This is a genomic window from Microbulbifer sp. TYP-18, from assembly GCF_040932045.1.
Taxonomy (GTDB): domain Bacteria; phylum Pseudomonadota; class Gammaproteobacteria; order Pseudomonadales; family Cellvibrionaceae; genus Microbulbifer.
Map to the genome: position 1 here is coordinate 34,306 of NZ_JBFRBC010000017.1, position 17,497 is coordinate 51,802.

Annotated in this window: 17 protein-coding genes; 11 read left to right on the forward strand and 6 right to left on the reverse strand. The window is 62.9% G+C overall.

Going from position 1 to position 17,497, the window contains the following annotated elements; translation table 11 throughout:
• Positions 1 to 24: 24 nt before the first annotated feature.
• Positions 25 to 987, reverse strand: a complete 963-nt coding sequence (locus tag ABVT36_RS13755; RefSeq protein WP_368457055.1) for a polyprenyl synthetase family protein — start codon at positions 985 to 987, stop codon at positions 25 to 27.
• 230 nt (positions 988 to 1,217) lie between these two features.
• On the opposite strand from ABVT36_RS13755, the gene rplU reads away from it, so the two are divergent.
• From rplU to ABVT36_RS13780, 5 genes are all read left to right on the forward strand, one after another.
• Positions 1,218 to 1,529, forward strand: a complete 312-nt coding sequence (rplU, locus tag ABVT36_RS13760) for a 50S ribosomal protein L21 (protein WP_367149306.1) — start codon at positions 1,218 to 1,220, stop codon at positions 1,527 to 1,529.
• A gap of 17 nt (positions 1,530 to 1,546) precedes the next feature.
• Complete coding sequence (gene rpmA / locus ABVT36_RS13765) at positions 1,547 to 1,804, forward strand: 50S ribosomal protein L27 (protein ID WP_367149305.1); 258 nt, start codon at positions 1,547 to 1,549, stop codon at positions 1,802 to 1,804.
• Between the two features lie 338 nt (positions 1,805 to 2,142).
• Positions 2,143 to 3,342 (forward strand): Obg family GTPase CgtA, encoded by a 1,200-nt coding sequence (gene cgtA, locus ABVT36_RS13770; protein WP_368457056.1) that lies wholly within the window; start codon positions 2,143 to 2,145, stop codon positions 3,340 to 3,342.
• A 67-nt stretch (positions 3,343 to 3,409) separates the two neighbouring features.
• Positions 3,410 to 4,534: a glutamate 5-kinase gene (proB, locus tag ABVT36_RS13775; protein ID WP_368457057.1), complete on the forward strand. Its 1,125-nt coding sequence runs from the start codon at positions 3,410 to 3,412 to the stop codon at positions 4,532 to 4,534.
• A gap of 141 nt (positions 4,535 to 4,675) precedes the next feature.
• The gene (locus ABVT36_RS13780) at positions 4,676 to 5,281 is read left to right on the forward strand and encodes a DUF899 family protein (protein ID WP_368457058.1); all 606 of its coding nucleotides are present in this window, start codon (positions 4,676 to 4,678) and stop codon (positions 5,279 to 5,281) included.
• Positions 5,282 to 5,336: 55 nt separating this feature from the next.
• On the opposite strand, the gene rpsT is transcribed toward ABVT36_RS13780, so the two are convergent.
• The 5 genes from rpsT to ABVT36_RS13805 all read right to left on the reverse strand — a co-directional run bounded on the left by rpsT (position 5,337) and on the right by ABVT36_RS13805 (position 9,796).
• The gene (rpsT, locus tag ABVT36_RS13785; protein ID WP_367149301.1) at positions 5,337 to 5,603 is read right to left on the reverse strand and encodes a 30S ribosomal protein S20; all 267 of its coding nucleotides are present in this window, start codon (positions 5,601 to 5,603) and stop codon (positions 5,337 to 5,339) included.
• 123 nt (positions 5,604 to 5,726) lie between these two features.
• Complete coding sequence (locus ABVT36_RS13790; protein WP_368457059.1) at positions 5,727 to 7,757, reverse strand: ATP-binding protein; 2,031 nt, start codon at positions 7,755 to 7,757, stop codon at positions 5,727 to 5,729.
• 19 nt (positions 7,758 to 7,776) lie between these two features.
• A complete protein-coding gene (pdsR, locus tag ABVT36_RS13795) occupies positions 7,777 to 8,469 on the reverse strand; it encodes a proteobacterial dedicated sortase system response regulator (RefSeq protein WP_368457060.1) in 693 nt (230 codons plus the stop codon).
• A 339-nt stretch (positions 8,470 to 8,808) separates the two neighbouring features.
• Entirely contained in the window at positions 8,809 to 9,495 is a 687-nt protein-coding gene (locus ABVT36_RS13800; protein WP_368457061.1) for an OmpA family protein, read from the reverse strand.
• 163 nt (positions 9,496 to 9,658) lie between these two features.
• Positions 9,659 to 9,796: a hypothetical protein gene (locus ABVT36_RS13805; RefSeq protein ID WP_367149297.1), complete on the reverse strand. Its 138-nt coding sequence runs from the start codon at positions 9,794 to 9,796 to the stop codon at positions 9,659 to 9,661.
• Between the two features lie 175 nt (positions 9,797 to 9,971).
• Here ABVT36_RS13805 and murJ point away from each other — a divergent pair, with 175 nt between their 5' ends.
• The 6 genes from murJ to ispH all read left to right on the forward strand — a co-directional run bounded on the left by murJ (position 9,972) and on the right by ispH (position 17,410).
• On the forward strand, positions 9,972 to 11,579 hold the full coding sequence (murJ, locus tag ABVT36_RS13810; protein WP_368457062.1) for a murein biosynthesis integral membrane protein MurJ: 1,608 nt from the start codon (positions 9,972 to 9,974) through the stop codon (positions 11,577 to 11,579).
• A gap of 77 nt (positions 11,580 to 11,656) precedes the next feature.
• On the forward strand, positions 11,657 to 12,637 hold the full coding sequence (gene ribF / locus ABVT36_RS13815) for a bifunctional riboflavin kinase/FAD synthetase (RefSeq protein WP_368457063.1): 981 nt from the start codon (positions 11,657 to 11,659) through the stop codon (positions 12,635 to 12,637).
• Positions 12,638 to 12,704: 67 nt separating this feature from the next.
• Positions 12,705 to 15,509: an isoleucine--tRNA ligase gene (ileS, locus tag ABVT36_RS13820; protein ID WP_368457064.1), complete on the forward strand. Its 2,805-nt coding sequence runs from the start codon at positions 12,705 to 12,707 to the stop codon at positions 15,507 to 15,509.
• Entirely contained in the window at positions 15,502 to 16,029 is a 528-nt protein-coding gene (gene lspA / locus ABVT36_RS13825; protein ID WP_368457065.1) for a signal peptidase II, read from the forward strand. The genes ileS and lspA overlap by 8 nt, the downstream gene beginning before the upstream one ends.
• 5 nt (positions 16,030 to 16,034) lie before the next feature.
• The gene (locus ABVT36_RS13830) at positions 16,035 to 16,475 is read left to right on the forward strand and encodes a peptidylprolyl isomerase (protein ID WP_368457066.1); all 441 of its coding nucleotides are present in this window, start codon (positions 16,035 to 16,037) and stop codon (positions 16,473 to 16,475) included.
• The gene (gene ispH / locus ABVT36_RS13835; RefSeq protein WP_368457067.1) at positions 16,475 to 17,410 is read left to right on the forward strand and encodes a 4-hydroxy-3-methylbut-2-enyl diphosphate reductase; all 936 of its coding nucleotides are present in this window, start codon (positions 16,475 to 16,477) and stop codon (positions 17,408 to 17,410) included. Before ABVT36_RS13830 ends, ispH begins: the two co-directional genes overlap by 1 nt.
• The last annotated feature ends 87 nt before the right edge of the window (positions 17,411 to 17,497 follow it).

The following is a 17,497-nucleotide window of genomic DNA, read 5'->3' on the forward strand; positions in this document are numbered from 1 at the left end:
CAGCTCAGTTGGTATGAACAGACCCTAGACACTGCGCTCCACCGCAAAGCTGGCGAGCTGCTGCAGCGCCGTTTTATGGTCCCCCGGGGGCAGAAAGCCCAGTTGGTTTCTGGCCTGGTCGACCGCGTTGCGGGCCTGCTCCAGGGTGTAATCCAAGGCACCGCAGGCGTCTATGGCCGCAACAATTTCACTGAGTCTGTCGGCACTGCGCCGCTCGATGGCGTCGCGCACCAGCGCGGCCTGCGCGGCGCTGCCCCTGGCCATGGTATAGATAAGGGGCAGGGTTGGCTTGCCCTCTGCCAGGTCATCGCCCACGTTTTTGCCCAGTTCCTCCGGATCGCCGCGGTAGTCGAGGGCGTCGTCCACCAGTTGGAAGGCCAGCCCCAGATGGCGGCCGTAGAGCTTCAGCGCATTGCGTTCCTCGGTTGCGCAGCCGGACAGCACTGCTGCAGTTTCGCAGGCCGCCTCAAACAGGGCGCCGGTTTTCTTGTGGATCACGGTGAGATAATTGGCTTCGCTGACTCCGGGATTGCCGGCGTTCACCAGTTGTTGTACCTCGCCTTCGGCGATGGTGTTGGTGGTGTTGGACAGCACCGCCATTATGTCCATGTCGTCCAGCGCCACCATCATCTGGAAGGCCCGGGAATATAAGAAGTCACCCACCAGCACGGCGGGGGCATTGCCCCACTTGGCGTTGGCTGTGAGGCGGCCGCGGCGCCGCTCCGAGACATCCACGACGTCGTCGTGCAGCAGGGTGGCGGTGTGAATGAACTCGATGATGGTGGCCAGGTCGATGTGGCGGTCACCCCGGTAGCCGCAGGCCCTGGCACAGAGCAGTACCAGCAGAGGCCGCAGGCGCTTGCCGCCCGCCTCGACCAGGTAGTGGCCGATATTTTCAACCAGGGGCACGTCGGAGTGCAGCTGCAACAGAATGCGCTGATTGACCGCAGTGAAATCTTCGGCGGCAACCCGGTGAAACGACAACATGCAAAAATTCCTTATACTGCCCGGCAGGCGCGACCCCAGTGGTGGCGGGGCGCTATTGTATCAACCCTGTGAATTGATTAGAATCTGCGCCCCGTTTGGCTGGCTCTCTTTTGCCCAGCGGCGGCGGTAAGGTTAAACAAACGGCGCAAGCTCCCAAAATGCGAGGTAGTGACTTCCCGGTTCCGGGGTCGGCCCGCTGCTTCGTGTCGTCCATTTTGGAGCATAGAGATATGTACGCTGTTATCGAAAGCGGTGGCAAACAGCACCGCGTGGAAGAGGGCGAGGTGCTTCGCCTGGAGAAGCTGGAAGTGGCCACCGGTGAAACCATCGGCTTTGACAAGGTGCTGATGGTGGTCGACGGCGATAAGGTCAACATCGGTGCCCCGGTGGTAGACGGTGCTAAAGTGACTGCAGAAGTGGTCAGCCACGGCCGCGGCGAGAAGGTGAAAATCATCAAGTTCCGCCGCCGCAAGCACTCCATGAAGCGTCAGGGCCACCGCCAGTGGTTCACTGAGGTGAAAATCACTGGTATCGAGGCATAACAGAGGAGTAACGACTCATGGCACACAAGAAAGCTGGCGGTAGTACGCGCAACGGCCGCGATTCCGAAAGTAAACGCCTGGGCGTGAAGCGCTTTGGCGGCCAGTCTGTCCTGGCAGGCAACATCATCGTGCGTCAGCGCGGTACCAGGTTCCACGCCGGCGTCAACGTTGGCATAGGCCGGGATCACACTCTGTTCGCCACTGCGGACGGTGTAGTGAAGTTCGAGGTCAAGGGCCCCAACAAGCGCAAGTACGTTTCCATCGAAACTGCCTGAGCGGTACTTCGGCCGTTGGCAAAGCCCCGCCCTGTGCGGGGCTTTTTCGTTTTATGGCGGCGAGGCGCTGCATAGCTTGTGGGTAGGGATTACACTCCCTGGGACCTGTTCACACTCAGTCATTGTGAGCAGGTCCCAGCAGGCTGTTGAAATTCGAAGAATTTCGACGCCTGCTACCGGAATATGGATGTTCCGGCAAAATCGGCGACGCCTAAGTCGTTGATTTTGAGAGAAAAGTGAAAATCACATTTTTCGCTTTTCGTGTTTTGAAACAGGCAGGATGCCTTTTTCAACAACCTGCTAGAAACAGCGCAGCCGCTCGGGCTGGTGGAGAGAAGATGAAATTTGTCGACGAGGCGCCCATTCATGTGCAGGCGGGTAAAGGCGGCAACGGCTGCCTGAGCTTTCGCCGGGAGAAGTTCGTCGAGAAGGGCGGCCCCGACGGCGGTGATGGCGGCGACGGTGGATCCGTGTATCTGGTTGCCGACGATGCACTCAACACCCTGGTGGACTACCGCTATCAGCCCCGCTACAGCGCCGCCAGTGGCGAGCCGGGTCGGGGGCGCAACTGCACCGGTGCCAAGGGCGAGGACCTGGAGTTGAAGGTGCCGGTGGGCACGACGGTGATCGACGTGGATACCGGCGAGACCATCGGCGACATCACCGGGCATGGCCAGCGCCTGCTGGTGGCGCAGGGCGGTTTCCACGGTTTGGGCAACACCCGTTTCAAATCCAGCACCAACCGGGCGCCGCGACAGACCTCCAACGGCACGCCGGGTGAGGAGCGCCAGCTGAAGCTGGAGTTGAAAGTGCTGGCGGATGTGGGCCTGCTGGGGCTCCCCAATGCCGGTAAGTCCACGTTTATTCGCGCCGTATCCGCCGCCAAGCCCAAGGTCGCAAACTACCCGTTCACCACCCTGGTGCCGAACCTGGGGGTGGTGCAGGTTGAGCGGTACCGCAGTTTTGTGATTGCGGATATTCCCGGCTTGATCGAGGGTGCGGCGGAGGGCGCGGGTCTCGGTATTCGCTTTCTCAAGCACCTGACGCGCTGCCGCGTGCTGCTGCACCTGGTGGACCTGGCGCCCTTTGACGGTTCTGATCCGGTCGAGAACGCCCGGGGCATAGAGCGCGAACTGGAATCTTTCAGTCCCACCCTGGCCGGGCGCGAACGCTGGCTGGTGCTGAACAAGACGGACCTGGTGCCCGCCGCCGAACTGGATGCCCGCTGCAATGCCATAGTTGAATCCCTGGACTGGCATGGACCGGTGTTTCGTGTCGCCGCCATCCGCAAGGAGGGCACCGATGCACTGGCCGGAGCGCTGATGGACTACTTGGAGGGGCGCAGGGATGCGGAAGAGGCAGATCCGGACCTGGCCGCTGCGGAACTGGAGTCCCAGCGCCTGATGCAGCGGGAGGCGCGGGAGCGCATCGAGCAGCTCCGTCGGGAGCAGCGGGCCAGGCGCAAGGCCACCCGGGCGGAGGGGGACGACGAGGACTGGAGCGACGACGGTGACGTCGACGTAGAATACCGCCAATAATCAATGACTCCGGGTCGCGGCCCGGCTGGTTACATCCCCGCTAACCCGGGCCCAATGGAGGGAGTGAGTGCAAGTTCGGCAACAGCTGGCCGCCAGCCGGCGCTGGGTGATCAAGATCGGCAGCGCCCTACTGACCGACAATGGCCGCGGTGTAGACCACCAGGCGATTCTGAACTGGGCAGCGCAGATCGCGGCGCTTTGCAGCGGTGGCGCGGAGGTGCTGCTGGTCTCTTCGGGGGCGGTGGCGGCCGGTATGGACCGGCTCGGCTGGCGTCGGCGGCCCGAATCCATCCACCGATTGCAGGCCGCCGCAGCGGTGGGTCAGAGCCATCTGGTGCAGCTTTACGAGCAGGCGTTCGGCCGCTTTGAGCGCAGCACAGCGCAGATACTGCTGGACCACGACGACCTCTCCAATCGCACCCGCTATCTCAATGCCCGCAGTACCCTGCGCACTCTGCTGTCGCTGGGGGTGGTGCCGGTTATCAACGAAAATGACACTGTGGTCACCGACGAGATTCGCTTTGGTGACAATGACACCCTGGCGGCCCTGGTGGCCAACCTGGTGGAGGCGGACGCACTGCTGATTTTGACTGATGCGGAGGGGCTCTTCAGCCGGGACCCGCGCGATGACCCCAGTGCCGAACTGATCCCCGAGGGCTCCGCCGCCGACCCGGCGCTGATGGCGGTGGCGGGGGGCTCACGCAGCGGTCTCGGGCGCGGCGGCATGGCCACCAAGGTGCGGGCGGCGCAATTGGCTGCGCGCTCCGGCGCCTGCACGGTGATTGCCGGAGGTGCCGGCGCAGAGGTTATAACCCGTATCTGCGCCGGCGAGCCGCTGGGTACTCTACTGCTGCCCGAGGCAGACCCGCTTACGGCGCGCAAACGCTGGCTCGCCGGGCAGTTGCAGGTGCGCGGCCAGTTGCTGCTGGACGCCGGTGCCGAAGCGGCGCTGCGGGTCGGTGGCCGCAGTCTGCTGCCGGTGGGCGTCAGTGCAGTGGAGGGCCGCTTCCAGCGCGGCGACCTGGTCGCCTGCTGCAGTGCCGACGGCAGCGAGATAGCCCGCGGGCTGGTGAACTACGACAGCAGCGAAACCGCCCGTATCATGGGGCAGCCGTCAGAGCGGTTTGCCGAATTGCTGGGTTACCGCGACGATGACGAGTTGATTCACCGGGACAATCTGATATTGCTTTGATCGCCCCGCTGCGAGGGCCGGTTCCATAATACCCCTTCCTCATGTGTAAAAAGGCGCCTAAAGATGTCTGTGCCGGTGCGGCCCGGCCCTATTCCCGGTTAGGCTGTGGGTTCGTTTGGCTGACGGCATCGGGAGGTTCGCATGAGCACACTGGAAGAAATCCAACAGGTGGAACGGCAGCTGGGGGAGCTGCAGAAAAAGCTGGTGGCCTTGCGGCGCGACTATCGGGGTGCGGCAGTGCCGGATTACACCTTCACCACCCTGGGCGGTCAGGTGACACTGCGCGATCTCTTCGCCGGCCGTGACAAGCTGTTGCTGATCCACAATATGGGGCAGGGCTGTCGCTACTGCACTCTGTGGGCGGACGGTTTCAACGGCCTGGTGCCACACCTGGAGTCGGTAGTGTCGCTGGCGCTGGTGTCCAAAGACCCCCCGGAGCTTCAGCGCCGTTTCGCCAGTGGCCGCGGGTGGCGGTTCCGGCTCGCCTCCCACGGTGGCGGCACCTACCTGAGTGAGCAGTCGGTGTCCGCCGGGGCCGACAATATGCCCGGTGCCGTGCTGTACGAGCGCGAAGGGGACAAGGTTTACCGTAAAAACAGCTGTGTCTTCGGTCCCGGCGATATTTACTGCGCCATGTGGAGTCTGTTGGGTCTCGCCGGCCTGGGCGAGCAGGACTGGACGCCGCAGTTCAGCTATTGGCAGCGTCCCCGGCAGCTGAAGGATGGGGGTGAGAACCTGATCGAATAGGTCCCAATAAAAAACCCCGCCGGAGCGGGGTTTTTTATCCGCCTGTGCAACGGGATTAAGCGGCCAGAGCCTTGATCTGTGCGTTCAGGCGGCTCTTGTGACGGGCGGACTTGTTCTTGTGAATAATGCCCTTGTCGGCCATGCGGTCGATGACCGGCACCGCTTCTGCATAAGCGGTCTTGGCTTTTTCCACGTCACCTGCATCGATGGCCGCAACTACCTTCTTGATGTAGGTGCGCACCATGGAGCGCAGGCTGGCATTGTGCTTGCGGCGCTTGTCGTTCTGGCGCGCGCGTTTCTTTGCTTGAGGTGAATTGGCCACCGGTTGCTCCTGTTGGAATCTGTAAATCGCTGTCACTGACGGGCCATGGCCCGATCGGGACGCGACATTATCCCCAGCATCGCTTGTTTGTCAACTGCGCCGGGCCCCGGCTTATACCGGGCATCAATCCACCGGCAGGAAAAGGGTAAACACCACACCGCTGCCGTCCTCGCGGTTCCGGGCCTGCAGGCAGCCCTGGTGAAACTCTGCGATCAGCCGCGCTATATGCAGTCCCAGGCCCAGGTGCCCCTCTCTGCCACCGCCGCTGCGCACCGATACCAATGAGTCGAACAGCTTTTGGTCGTAGCCCGCCGGCAGCGGCGGACCGTCGTTGTCCACCGATATGGCGTAGCCGGCCCGCTCGCTGGTGACAGTGAGCCGGATTTCGCTGTTTGCGGGGGCGAAACTACAGGCATTGTCCACCAGTTTGTCCATCAGTTGCGCCAGCAACTCCGGTGCGCCGTAGTAATGCAGGTTTCCCGGCGGCCGCGTGAGGCTGAAGCGGTGGCTGGGTTTGGCGTCCCGATAGCTCTGGCTGAGCACATCGAGCAGGTCTCCCAGGTCGAACTCCTCCCGCTCCGCCTGCTGGATGCTCGCCTCCAGGTTGCTGGCGGCGGCCAGACTGTTGAGAATTCCCGACAGGCGCTCACCGCCCTCCATGGCGCGCTGGGCATAGCGGCGGCCAGGTTCGTCCAGCTCCCCGGCGTGCAGATTGTCCAGCGACGAGCGCACCACCGCCAGCGGTGTGCGCAGCTCGTGGGACAGCTTGCCGGCCAGGGTGCGCAGATACTGGTGGTAGTGGTCCAGCTCCGCCAGCAGCTTGGCAAAGGCGCGATTCAGGGCTCCCAGTTCATCGTTCAGTCGCGCGGGGGGAAAGTTGCCGCGCAGTTTGCCGCTGGCGTCCACTGCATTGCCCGCGGCCCGGTGCAGGCGCCGGATCCGCCAGGACAGCCAGTTTGCATAGCCCAGCAGTATCAGCAGCGCCGCCCCCGCAGTGGCGCAGGTGATCAGCCACAACTGCCGCGCCGCCGAGTCGGTCAGGGACTGCATGGCCGCGCCAGACTGCATGGCGATTACCCGCCCCAGCAGAGGTCTCTCCACGATATCGTCCGCGCGCGTGATCACCGGCACGCTGGCCGCGCCTACGCGCTCGGCGCTGTCGCCGGCAAACCACTGGCCTGTTGTGGTTCGGTTTAGGCTCAGTGCCTCAGGCAGTGCCCCGGCCGGCAGCCGCTGCAGCGGCTCACGGGCCAGGAGACTGCGGGTGACCCACCGGCGCAGCCAGTGCTGGTTCTGGGATGGCGTCGGGCCCGGGTCGAGACTGCCGCTGCTGGCGAGTAGAAAGCCTTCCCGGTCCACAACCGCCAGGCGCAGGTGCGGGCGGGCAAAGTGGTGGATTTCAGACTCGAGTTGCGGCAGCGGCTCCACCAGCCTGCCGGGCACGCCGTCCGCCGGCAGGGTGGATGCGATTCTCGCCGGGGGGCCTCCATCGCTGTTGTGGCGGTCGAGGGCAGTGATCGCCAGTTCCCCGGCGGTGAGTGCATAGGGGATGGCCAGCTCCAGTTGATAGCCGTCGGGGCCCGAGGTCCAGCGCCCGCGCAGGCGCAGTTCGCGCTGATAGTCCCCCCGGCGCGGCCTGTGCCGCAGGGCGCGGACAGGTCCCTGGCTGGCCACCGGCAGCAGGTAGCGCTGGCCGTCCATACTCAGCTCCACTGTATCGCCGCTTGCGGGAAGGCCGGTGCGGGGGTCGTGATAGCGATGGGTCTCGTCCGCCACGGTCAGCAACAGGTATACCTGCTCGCCCGACCGCCCGAGGGTTACCTGGGCGCTGGCGGTGCCGTCGGTCGCGGTGATGGGTTGCGGCGGCAGGCCCCAGGAGCGCCATTCGTCACCGTAGCCATCCAGCCTTGGGGAGTGTGGCAATGGGTGCAGATAGAGCTGGGCGCCATCGGGCCGTCCCAATCGCCCGGAGTCCGGGGCGATCAGTTGCGGGGCGCTGGCCAGCCGCGCCGCCACCGCGTTTGCGGTTGCCTTCAGTGCCTGCATCTGCCCCGCCGCCAGGGCGTCGTCCACCTGGCGTAAATACTGGCAGCCGGCCCAGGGCAGGGCCAGGGCGGCGAGGCTGACGAGGGTCAGTTGACGGCGCAGCTTCACGGTGGCGGGCTCCCACAGGTCATGGGGACTGCCAGCGGTACCCCATGCCGTAAGCGGTACTTATGGCATCGAATTCGCTGTCGAGCGCCTGGAACTTGCGCCGGATACGCTTGATGTGGGAGGTAATGGTGTTGTCGTCCAGGACCACGCGCGCAGCCTCCATCAGCTGGCTGCGGGATTTCACGTGTCCGGGCCGCCTGGCCAGTGCGTGGACTATCCAGAACTCGGTGACGGTGAGGTCCACCGGCGCTCCCTTCCAGAGGCACAGCAGCCGTGAGATATCCAGCGCCAGCCCGCCCTGGGACAGGGTTTCGCTTGCCTCGCTGCCATCCCTTAGTGTCGTCACACGGCGCAGCAGGGCGTTGATGCGCGCCTGCATATGGGGGAGGGAGATATCCTTGGTGAGATAGTCGTCGGCTCCCAGGCGCAGGCCGGAAATGATATCCAGTTCCGAGTCGCGCGCGGTGAGGAAGAGGATTGGCAGACCGGGTGCCATGGCGCGCAGTTCCCGGCAGAGTTCAAAGCCGCCTTCAATCTCCGCGCCCAGGCCGACGTCGATGATCGCCAGGTCCGGCAGCCGCCGGTGGAAGGCTTCCAGCGCTTCCGGACGGGAGGCGTAGAGGTTGACTGCGTAGCCGCTGCGGCGCAGGGCGTCGCGGTAATTCTCGGCGATGGCGACTTCGTCTTCGACTATGGCTATGGTGGCGGTCATGGTGCTCGGGGGAAGGCCTGTGGCTGGCGGAATCTGCGGTTGACACATGATGCCGCAAATTCGTCCAAATCCAAACTCTAACAGGTTGTTGAAAAAGGCATCCTGCCTGTTTCAAAACACGAAAAGCGAAAAATGTGATTTTCACTTTTCTCCCAAAATCAACGACTTAGGCGTCGTCGATTTTGCCGGAACATCCATATTCCGGTACCAGGCGTCGAAATTCTTCGAATTTCAACAGCCTGCTAGGGCGCACAGGGGCGCCCGGTGGAGGAGGGCAGGTGCGGGCATTTGCCGCTGACCGGGTCGAGAGAAGCCGCTCAGAGCCCTCTCCACAACCCGCTAGAGGTTGCCGGCGACGCTGTCCGGCAGGTGAAACAGCAGGTCCACACGGCGCTCCATGGCGTAGGCGTCCAGGTCGCCGCGATGCGCGGTCGAGTAGGTGGCGCCCAGGGCATTGCGGCTGATCCGCGCGGAATCTACACCATTTGCCTCCAGCGCTCTCTGCACGCTCAGGGCGCGCTGGTCCGACAGCACATTGTTGTAGCCGTCACTGCCGCGGGGATCGGCGCGTCCCTCCAGCTTCACATGCAGCTGCTGGTGGCGCTTGAGAAAGTCCGCCAGAGCGCTCAACTGACGCAACTGGACTTCCTGCAGCTGATCGTCGCCGGTGGTGAAGAGTATCTGGAATTGGAGGGAATCAACCGCCATTTGGCTGGCGTCGCTGGCCGACAGCCGCGCTGCGTCCAATTGTTGGGCCAGGTCGCTTAATTCATTGTGGCTCTCTGCCAATTGTGATGCCAGCATGGTTGCCTCTTCAGCCTCTCTTATCTGTTCGCCGAGCCAGACTCCACCGAGGGCGCCGGCGACGAAGCCGATCGGACCACCCACGGCTGCCCCTGCGACAGCGGCGCCGGTAAATACAGTGGCCTGCTTGGCCGGGGTGAATTTCGATCCCTGGAATTCTTCAGCCTGGGCACCAGTGGTGACAACGGAACCCAGGGCTATAGCCATCAATACTTTTTTCATCTTTGTTCTCCTTGCGAATCGGTTTGCTCTGGTGGGCCCTGTCCCAGCGGCCCGGTCGAGTCTTATTTAACGCGCGCAAGAAGGCGCTGACATGGCGTCAGCAGGGCAGATTCCGGGACAATTGTGGCGAAATATGGCACTGCCCCGAGGTTCTGCCGAAAACCTATCGCCGGCGGTGGTAGCGGCGATCGCCGGGGGTCTCTATCCGCACCCGCACACGTTGCGGCCGCGGGCCCATGGCTACGGCGATGTACAGCACTGCGGCCAACGCCAGAGCGATAAACAAAGCGTTGATGGTCATCCTTATCTCCCGAACGCCGACAATCCGTTGTGGCGCGCCACTAGCTCTCTCAGAGTATAGTTTCCCCGCCGGGCGCCAGTAGTGTGAACGCGGCGCCGATCGCGGTCCGTGGGATGGCGAAATTGCGTTAGACTTGCCGGCCATCACATTTCCCACTCTGTGCAGGAGCCCGGTTTTGCCTCAACCCGCCGCCAGCAAAGATCTTTCGCCGGAAAAATCCACCAGTGGGCTGTTGCGCGGCAGCTCTGTCGTGAGTGGCGCCACGTTGCTTTCGCGGGTGATGGGGCTGGCGCGGGACATAGTGTTCGCCCGATTTGCCGGTGCCGGTGCCGCTGCCGATGCCTTTTTTGTCGCTTTCAAAATCCCCAATTTTTTCCGCCGCCTGTTCGCCGAGGGGGCTTTCGCACAGGCTTTTGTGCCGGTGCTGGCAGAGTACCGGCAGCAGGGGGGTATTGCCGCTGCGCGGGCACTCAACGACCGTGTCGCCGGGTCGCTCGGTGGCACCCTGCTGCTGGTCACTTTATTCGGTGTGGTGTGCGCCCCTCTGGTGGCGGGTATTTTTGCATTCGGCTGGTGGTGGGACGGCGCTGAGCGGGAAAAGTTCGCCCTGGCCACCGATATGCTGCGAATTACCTTTCCCTATTTGATGCTGATCTCCCTGACCGGATTTGCCGGGGCGGTTCTGAACAGCTTCGACCGCTTCGCAGTGCCGGCGCTGACACCGGTACTGCTGAACCTGGTACTGATCGCCGCCGCGGTACTGGCAACCGGCTGGTTCGAGCCCCCCATTATGGGTCTGGCCTGGGGCGTGCTGGCGGCTGGTGTGGTGCAGCTGTTGTTCCAGGTGCCTTTCCTGATCCGCGCCGGGCTGCTGCCGCGCCCCCGCTGGGACTGGAGCCACCCGGGAGTGCGCAAGATTCTGCGGCTGATGGGTCCGGCCATCTTTGGGGTGTCTGTCACCCAGATCAGCCTGGTGCTGGATACGGTGCTGGCCTCCTTCCTACCCACCGGCAGCATCTCCTGGCTCTACTTTTCCGACCGGCTCACGGAGCTGCCGCTGGGGGTCTTTGGTGTGGCGGTGGCGACGGTGATATTGCCGAGCCTCTCCCGGCAGCATATGGCGGGCGACCCACAGCGCTTCCGCCACACCCTGGACTGGGCCCTGCGCTGTGTGACTCTGATTTCGCTGCCGGCGGCGGTCGCTCTGGTGGTACTGGCGGAGCCGCTGTTGACCACTCTGTTTCAGTACGGTCGCATGACACCCTGGGATATGCAGATGGCGGCCTGGTCCCTGCGGGCCTATGCCCTGGGATTGCTGGCCTTTATGTTGATCAAGGTTCTGGCTCCCGGCTACTTCGCGCGTCAGGATACCTATACGCCGGTGCGATTCGGCTTGATTGCCATCTCCGTCAAGATGGTGCTCAGCCTCGCCTTTGTTATTCCCCTGAACCACTATTTCCGGCTCGGCCATATGGGGCTGGCGCTGGCGACTGCGGCCCAGGCCGCAGTCAATGCCTGGTTACTTTACCGGGGGCTGCGGCGGGACGACGTCTTTCGGCCCGAAGCCGGCTGGATGGGTTTTCTGGTGCGGTTGCTGTTGGCCAATCTGGCGATGGTGGCGCTGCTGGCGCTGTTTCTGTACCTGTGGCCACAGTGGTCCGAGTGGACCTGGTGGCAGCGGTGCTGGCGCATGGGGGTGATGGTGGTCGCGGGCGGCGCCTGTTACCTGGCCACCCTGTGGGTCTGCGGCATGCGCGCACGCCACTTCCGCCCCGCCAGCTGAGTGGCCGGGACCTGGCGCATGGCTGATGGGGGCGGCGGATTCGGGTATACTGCGGCGCTTGTTTTTGTGAGGATGGGATGACCAGGGTGGCCTCCGCGCGCGAATTGATTCGCGGTTTGCACAATCTGCGCCCCCGCCATCGCGGCTGTGTGGCCACGATAGGCTCCTTCGATGGTGTTCACCGCGGCCACCAGGCGATTATCGAACAATTGCGCCGGCGCGCCCGCGAGTATCAGGTGCCGGCGGTGGCGATCATCTTTGAGCCGCAGCCACACGAATTTTTTTCCGCGGCAAAGGCGCCGGCGCGTCTGATGCGCTTCAAGGAAAAAGTACTGGCGTTATTTGACGCTGGCGTGGACCGGGTTTTGTGCCTGCAGTTCAACAAAACTCTGCGCAGCCTCAGCGGCGAGGCGTTTATCCGGCGAATACTGGTGGATGGCCTGCAAATCAGGCATCTGGTGGTGGGGGATGATTTCCGCTTCGGTTGTGACCGCGGGGGGGATTATGGCCTGTTGCAACGACTGGGGGCCGAGGCCGGTTTTTCCGTTGAGGATACCGCCACGGTGGAAATCCGGGGTGCCAGGGTGAGCAGCACCCGAATCCGCGCGGCGCTGGAGCGGGGGGACTTCGAGCTGGCCCGGGCACTGCTTGGCAGGCCCTACCGGATCACCGGGCGGGTGGCGCCCGGACGCACTCTGGGCAGGCAGTTGGGTGCGCCCACCGCAAACCTGCGCCTGCGTCGCTTCCGCTCACCCCTGGTGGGTGTGTACACAGTGCGGGTAAGCGCCACCGATGGCAGCGAACTGGCACCGGACTGCGCCAGTATCAATGGCGTGGCCAACCTGGGCTTTCGACCGACAGTAGAAGGCGAAGGGGCCCGGCCGCTGCTGGAAGTGAACCTGTTCGATTTTGACGGCGACCTATACGGGCGCGAACTGGCGGTGGATTTCTGCCACAAGCTGCGGGACGAGGTTAAATTCGACTCCCTGGATGCGCTCAAAGTGCAGATTGCCCGGGATATCCGTGACGCACAGAACTGGTTTTTGCAGCGCGGCTAAAAGAGTCCGGCCGGCACGCGCAGATGTCCGATAATTTTTCCAGTCTTAGAACCGAAGTAGACACCCGATGACCGACTATAAAGCGACATTGAATCTGCCCCACACCGGATTTCCCATGCGCGGTAATCTGCCCCAGCGGGAACCGGAGATTCTCAAGCAGTGGCAGCAGAGCGACCTCTACGAACAGATCCGCGCGGCCCGCAGCGGGCGCGAACAGTTTATCCTGCACGACGGCCCACCCTATGCCAATGGCGATATCCATATCGGGCATTCTGTTAACAAGATCCTAAAAGACATCATCGTCAAGTCGAAAACCCTGAGCGGCTTTGACGCTCCCTATGTGCCCGGCTGGGACTGCCACGGCCTGCCCATCGAGCACCGGGTGGAGAAAAAAATCGGCAAGGCGGGTGTCAAGGTCGACCACAAGACGTTTCGGCGGAAATGCCGCGAGTACGCCGCCACACAGGTGGAGGGACAGAAAAAGGATTTTGTCCGGCTGGGGGTGTTTGGCGATTGGGATAACCCCTATCGCACCATGGACTATCCGTTCGAGGGTGACATTATCCGCGCGCTCGGGCGCCTGGTGCAGAACGGGCATTTGGCGCGCGGCTTCAAGCCGGTGTACTGGAGCGTGGTCGGCGGTTCAGCGCTGGCGGAGGCGGAGGTGGAGTATCAGGACAAGACTTCCTTCTCCATCGATGTCTGCTACCCGGTCACCGATGAAACTGCGCTGGCGATAGCCGATGCGGCGGGGGGGCATGCCGGCGACGGCCAGCTGAGTGTGGTGATCTGGACCACGACTCCCTGGACGCTGCCCGCGAGCCAGGCGGTCTCCGTCAATGCGGAACTGGAATATGTAGTGGTGCAGACCGGCGATCGCCGTATCCTGGTTGCCGAGGCGTTGAAGGATACGGTATTGGCCCGTGCCGGCCTGGAAGGCGAAGTGGTGGGCCGAATCCACGGCGCGGCACTGGAGCACAGCAGGGTCCACCACCCTTTTTACGACCGGGAACTGCCCATCATCCTGGGCGACCATGTGACCACCGACGCCGGTACCGGCTGCGTGCACACAGCGCCGGATCACGGTCCGGACGATTTCCTCGTGGGCGGTCGCTACGGTATCGAGACACTCAACTATATCGACGATCACGGTGTTTACCGGGATAAGGTGCCGCTGTTTGCCGGCGAGCATGTATACCGGGTGGACGAGAAGATCGTCCAGCTGTTGAAAGACAAAGGGGTCTTACTGCACCAGAGCAAACTGGTGCACAGCTATCCACATTGCTGGCGGACCAAAACGCCGCTGATATACCGAGCCACGCCGCAGTGGTTTGTCAGCATGCAGCAGAGTGACCTGCTCGCCCATGCCCGCGAGGCGGCGGATTCGGTGCAGTGGATTCCCGCCTGGGGTAAGGCCCGCATTGATGCCATGTTGGATGCCAGCCCGGACTGGTGCATTTCCCGTCAGCGTACCTGGGGTACGCCCATCGCCCTGTTTGTGCACCGGGAGACCCACGAACTTCACCCGGATACCCCCGCACTGATGGACAGGGTGGCCGAGCGCGTCGACGCCGAGGGAATGGATGTATGGTTCGACTTGGACCCCGCGGACCTGCTGGGGGATGAGGCGGATCAGTACCAAAAGGTCACCGACACCCTGGATGTCTGGTTTGATTCCGGTGTCACTCATTTCGCGGTACTGGAGCGCCGCCAGGAGCTGCGTTTCCCTGCCGACCTCTACCTGGAGGGTTCCGACCAGCACCGCGGCTGGTTCCAGTCATCCCTGAAGACATCCATCGCCATTAACGATGCGGCACCCTATAAGCAGGTGCTGACCCACGGTTTCACCGTCGACGCCCAGGGGCGCAAAATGTCCAAGTCGATCGGCAATGTGGTCGCGCCCCAGGCGGTGATCAATAAACTGGGGGCCGATGTACTGCGTCTGTGGGTGGCGGCCACTGATTTCAGTGGCGAGATGGCGGTGTCGGACGAAATTCTCAAGCGCACCGCGGATTCCTATCGCCGTCTGCGCAATACTGCGCGCTTTTTTCTGTCCAATCTGGCCGGTTTCGACCCCGCCCAAGATCTGCTGCCGGAGAGCGAGCTGCTGGCGCTGGATCGCTGGGCGCTGGACAGGGCCGCGCGGCTGCAGGACGAGATTATCGCCGCCTACCACGACTACCAGTTTCACCAGATATACCAGAAGCTGCACAATTTCTGCGTGGTGGACATGGGTGGCTTCTATCTGGATATCATTAAGGACCGCCAGTACACAGCCCGCGCCGACAGTATCGCGCGCCGCTCCGCGCAGACCGCGCTTTACCACCTGGTGCAGGCGTTCACCCGCTGGGTGGCGCCGATCCTCAGTTTCACTGCGGAGGAATTGTGGCGGTTTATTCCCGGCGAGCGCAGTGACAGCATCTTTCTGCAGGAGTGGTACCCACTGCCGGTGCTCCCGCAGGACACCGATATGGACGCGGACTACTGGGCTGCCATCGCCGAGGTAAAAACCGCGGTTAACAAGGTGCTGGAAGAGCAGCGCAGCGCCGGCAGCATAGGCAGTTCGCTGGAGGCGGGCGTGGTCCTGTACGCGGATGACGCGCTGCGCGAGAAACTGGTGGCACTGGGGGACGAATTGCGCTTCGTGCTGATCTGCTCTGCGGTTACGGTAGAGCGACTGAGCGATGCGGCCGGTGCCCACGCCACCGAACTGGAGGGTTTGAAAGTGGATGCGCGCCGGGTTGATCACCCCAAGTGTGTCCGTTGCTGGCACCACCGCGCAGATGTCGGTGTGGACCCTGAACACCCGGAGATCTGCGCCCGCTGCGTGGACAATGTGGTGGGTGCGGGAGAGGAGCGGCACTATGCTTAGGGGATTCAGTTTGTTCGCCCACCCCTGGCGCTGGTACCTGCTGGCCCTGGTGGTGATCGGGCTCGATGTGGCCACCAAAGTGTGGGCGGTGGAGCAGTTTCGCTTTGGCCCCCCGCAGCAGATAATTCCCGGGCTGCTGCGGTTTACCTATGCGGAAAACTACGGTGCCGCCTTCAGTTTCCTGGCCGATGCCGGCGGCTGGCAGCGCTGGCTGTTCGGCCTGGTGGCCCTGGGCTTCAGTGTGGTCATCTGTATCTGGCTGTGGCGTCTCGCCCCGGCCAAGCGGTGGGAGTCCGGCGCGCTGGCGCTGATTCTCGGCGGGGCCCTGGGCAATCTCTGGGACCGCGTCATGCTGGGTTATGTGCGGGACTTTATTTCCGTGTATTACAATAGCTGGCACTTCCCGGTCTTCAATGTGGCGGATATGGCTATCAGTGTCGGCGCCGCCATGCTGGTGATCGAGCTGTTGTTTTTTGGCGAGCACAGGGACAAGAATGCGCGCGACAGTGCAGAAGTTTAACCACTATGAGTGACAACCTGATAGGTGAGCACAGCCGGGTGACCCTGCACTTCAGTCTCAAACTGGAGGATGGTTCCGAGGTGGATTCCACCTTTAGCGGCGACCCCGCCTCTTTTTCCGTGGGTGATGGCAGCCTGTTGCCCGGTTTCGAAAAGGCGCTGTTCGGCCTCAAAATGGGCGACGAGGCGCAATTCCAAATTCCACCGGAGGCGGGTTTTGGGCGGCGCAATCCGGCCAATATTCAGAAGGTGCGCCGCGACCACTTCTCGCCGGATATGGCGCTGGAGCCGGGCCTGGTAATCTCGTTTGACAATGGCAGTGGCGAACTGCCCGGCGTGGTCCAGGCTGTGGGCGAGGATGAGGTCACCGTGGACTTCAATCACCCGCTGGCGGACCAGACGCTGATTTTTCAGGTAAAGATTATAGAAGTGGCCTCGGTGAACTGATGACAGCAATTCTCCTCGCCAACCCCCGCGGCTTCTGCGCCGGCGTAGACCGCGCCATCGATATCGTCAATCGCGCGCTGGACGTGTTCGGGGCGCCGATTTACGTGCGTCACGAAGTGGTTCACAACAAGTTTGTGGTGGACAGTTTGCGCGAGCGCGGCGCTGTGTTCGTGGACGAGATTTCGGAAGTGCCCGACGATGTCATAGTGATCTTCAGTGCTCACGGTGTGTCCAAGGCAGTGCAGCGGGAAGCGGCCCAGCGGGGCCTGAAAGTGTTCGATGCAACCTGCCCCCTGGTGACCAAGGTGCATATCGAAGTGAGCAAATTCAGCTCCGAAGGCAGCGAATGTATCCTGATCGGTCACGCCGGCCACCCGGAAGTGGAGGGTACCATGGGCCAGTATGACGACAGCACCGGTGGCAGCATCTACCTGGTGGAGAATGAGGCGGACGTGGCCAATTTGCGGGTGCGGGACGAGAGCAACCTGAGTTTTGTCACCCAGACCACACTTTCCATGGACGATACGGCGCGGGTGATCGACGCCCTGCGGGCGCGTTTTCCCAGTATCCGCGGTCCCCGCAAGGACGATATCTGTTATGCCACCCAGAATCGCCAGGATGCGGTCAAGCAGCTGGCCCTGGAAAGCGATCTGGTGCTGGTAGTGGGCAGCCCCAACAGCTCCAACTCAAATCGCCTGCGGGAGCTGGCGGAGCGTTGCGGCGCTGAGTCGAAACTTGTGGACGGCGCGGCGGATGTCGACCCGGCCTGGCTGGAGGGGAAGAGGGCCATCGGCATCACCGCCGGTGCATCGGCGCCGGAGATCCTGGTGCAGGGTGTGATCGAGCGTTTGCGACAGCTGGGTGCAGCGGCCCCGGGGGAAATGTCCGGGCGGGAGGAGAATGTCCGTTTTTCCCTGCCCAGGGAATTGCGTTAAAACCCAGTGGCAGCACCCCGGCGGGATGCTGCCACTGACAGCTTCGAAAAACCTTCCATGGCTTTCCTCAACTCGGGTTTGCGGTGC

Bases quoted from the DNA above. Each gene is read 5' to 3' on its own strand.
- ABVT36_RS13755 (WP_368457055.1), bottom strand. From the start codon at position 987: ATGTTGTCGTTTCACCGGGTTGCCGCCGAAGATTTCACTGCGGTCAAT.
- lspA (WP_368457065.1), top strand. From the start codon at position 15,502: ATGCTTAGGGGATTCAGTTTGTTCGCCCACCCCTGGCGCTGGTACCTG.
- rpmA (WP_367149305.1), top strand. From the start codon at position 1,547: ATGGCACACAAGAAAGCTGGCGGTAGTACGCGCAACGGCCGCGATTCC.
- ABVT36_RS13800 (WP_368457061.1), bottom strand. From the start codon at position 9,495: ATGAAAAAAGTATTGATGGCTATAGCCCTGGGTTCCGTTGTCACCACT.
- ileS (WP_368457064.1), top strand. From the start codon at position 12,705: ATGACCGACTATAAAGCGACATTGAATCTGCCCCACACCGGATTTCCC.
- pdsR (WP_368457060.1), bottom strand. From the start codon at position 8,469: ATGACCGCCACCATAGCCATAGTCGAAGACGAAGTCGCCATCGCCGAG.
- ispH (WP_368457067.1), top strand. From the start codon at position 16,475: ATGACAGCAATTCTCCTCGCCAACCCCCGCGGCTTCTGCGCCGGCGTA.
- ABVT36_RS13780 (WP_368457058.1), top strand. From the start codon at position 4,676: ATGAGCACACTGGAAGAAATCCAACAGGTGGAACGGCAGCTGGGGGAG.
- ABVT36_RS13805 (WP_367149297.1), bottom strand. From the start codon at position 9,796: ATGACCATCAACGCTTTGTTTATCGCTCTGGCGTTGGCCGCAGTGCTG.
- ribF (WP_368457063.1), top strand. From the start codon at position 11,657: ATGACCAGGGTGGCCTCCGCGCGCGAATTGATTCGCGGTTTGCACAAT.
- rplU (WP_367149306.1), top strand. From the start codon at position 1,218: ATGTACGCTGTTATCGAAAGCGGTGGCAAACAGCACCGCGTGGAAGAG.
- cgtA (WP_368457056.1), top strand. From the start codon at position 2,143: ATGAAATTTGTCGACGAGGCGCCCATTCATGTGCAGGCGGGTAAAGGC.
- ABVT36_RS13830 (WP_368457066.1), top strand. From the start codon at position 16,035: ATGAGTGACAACCTGATAGGTGAGCACAGCCGGGTGACCCTGCACTTC.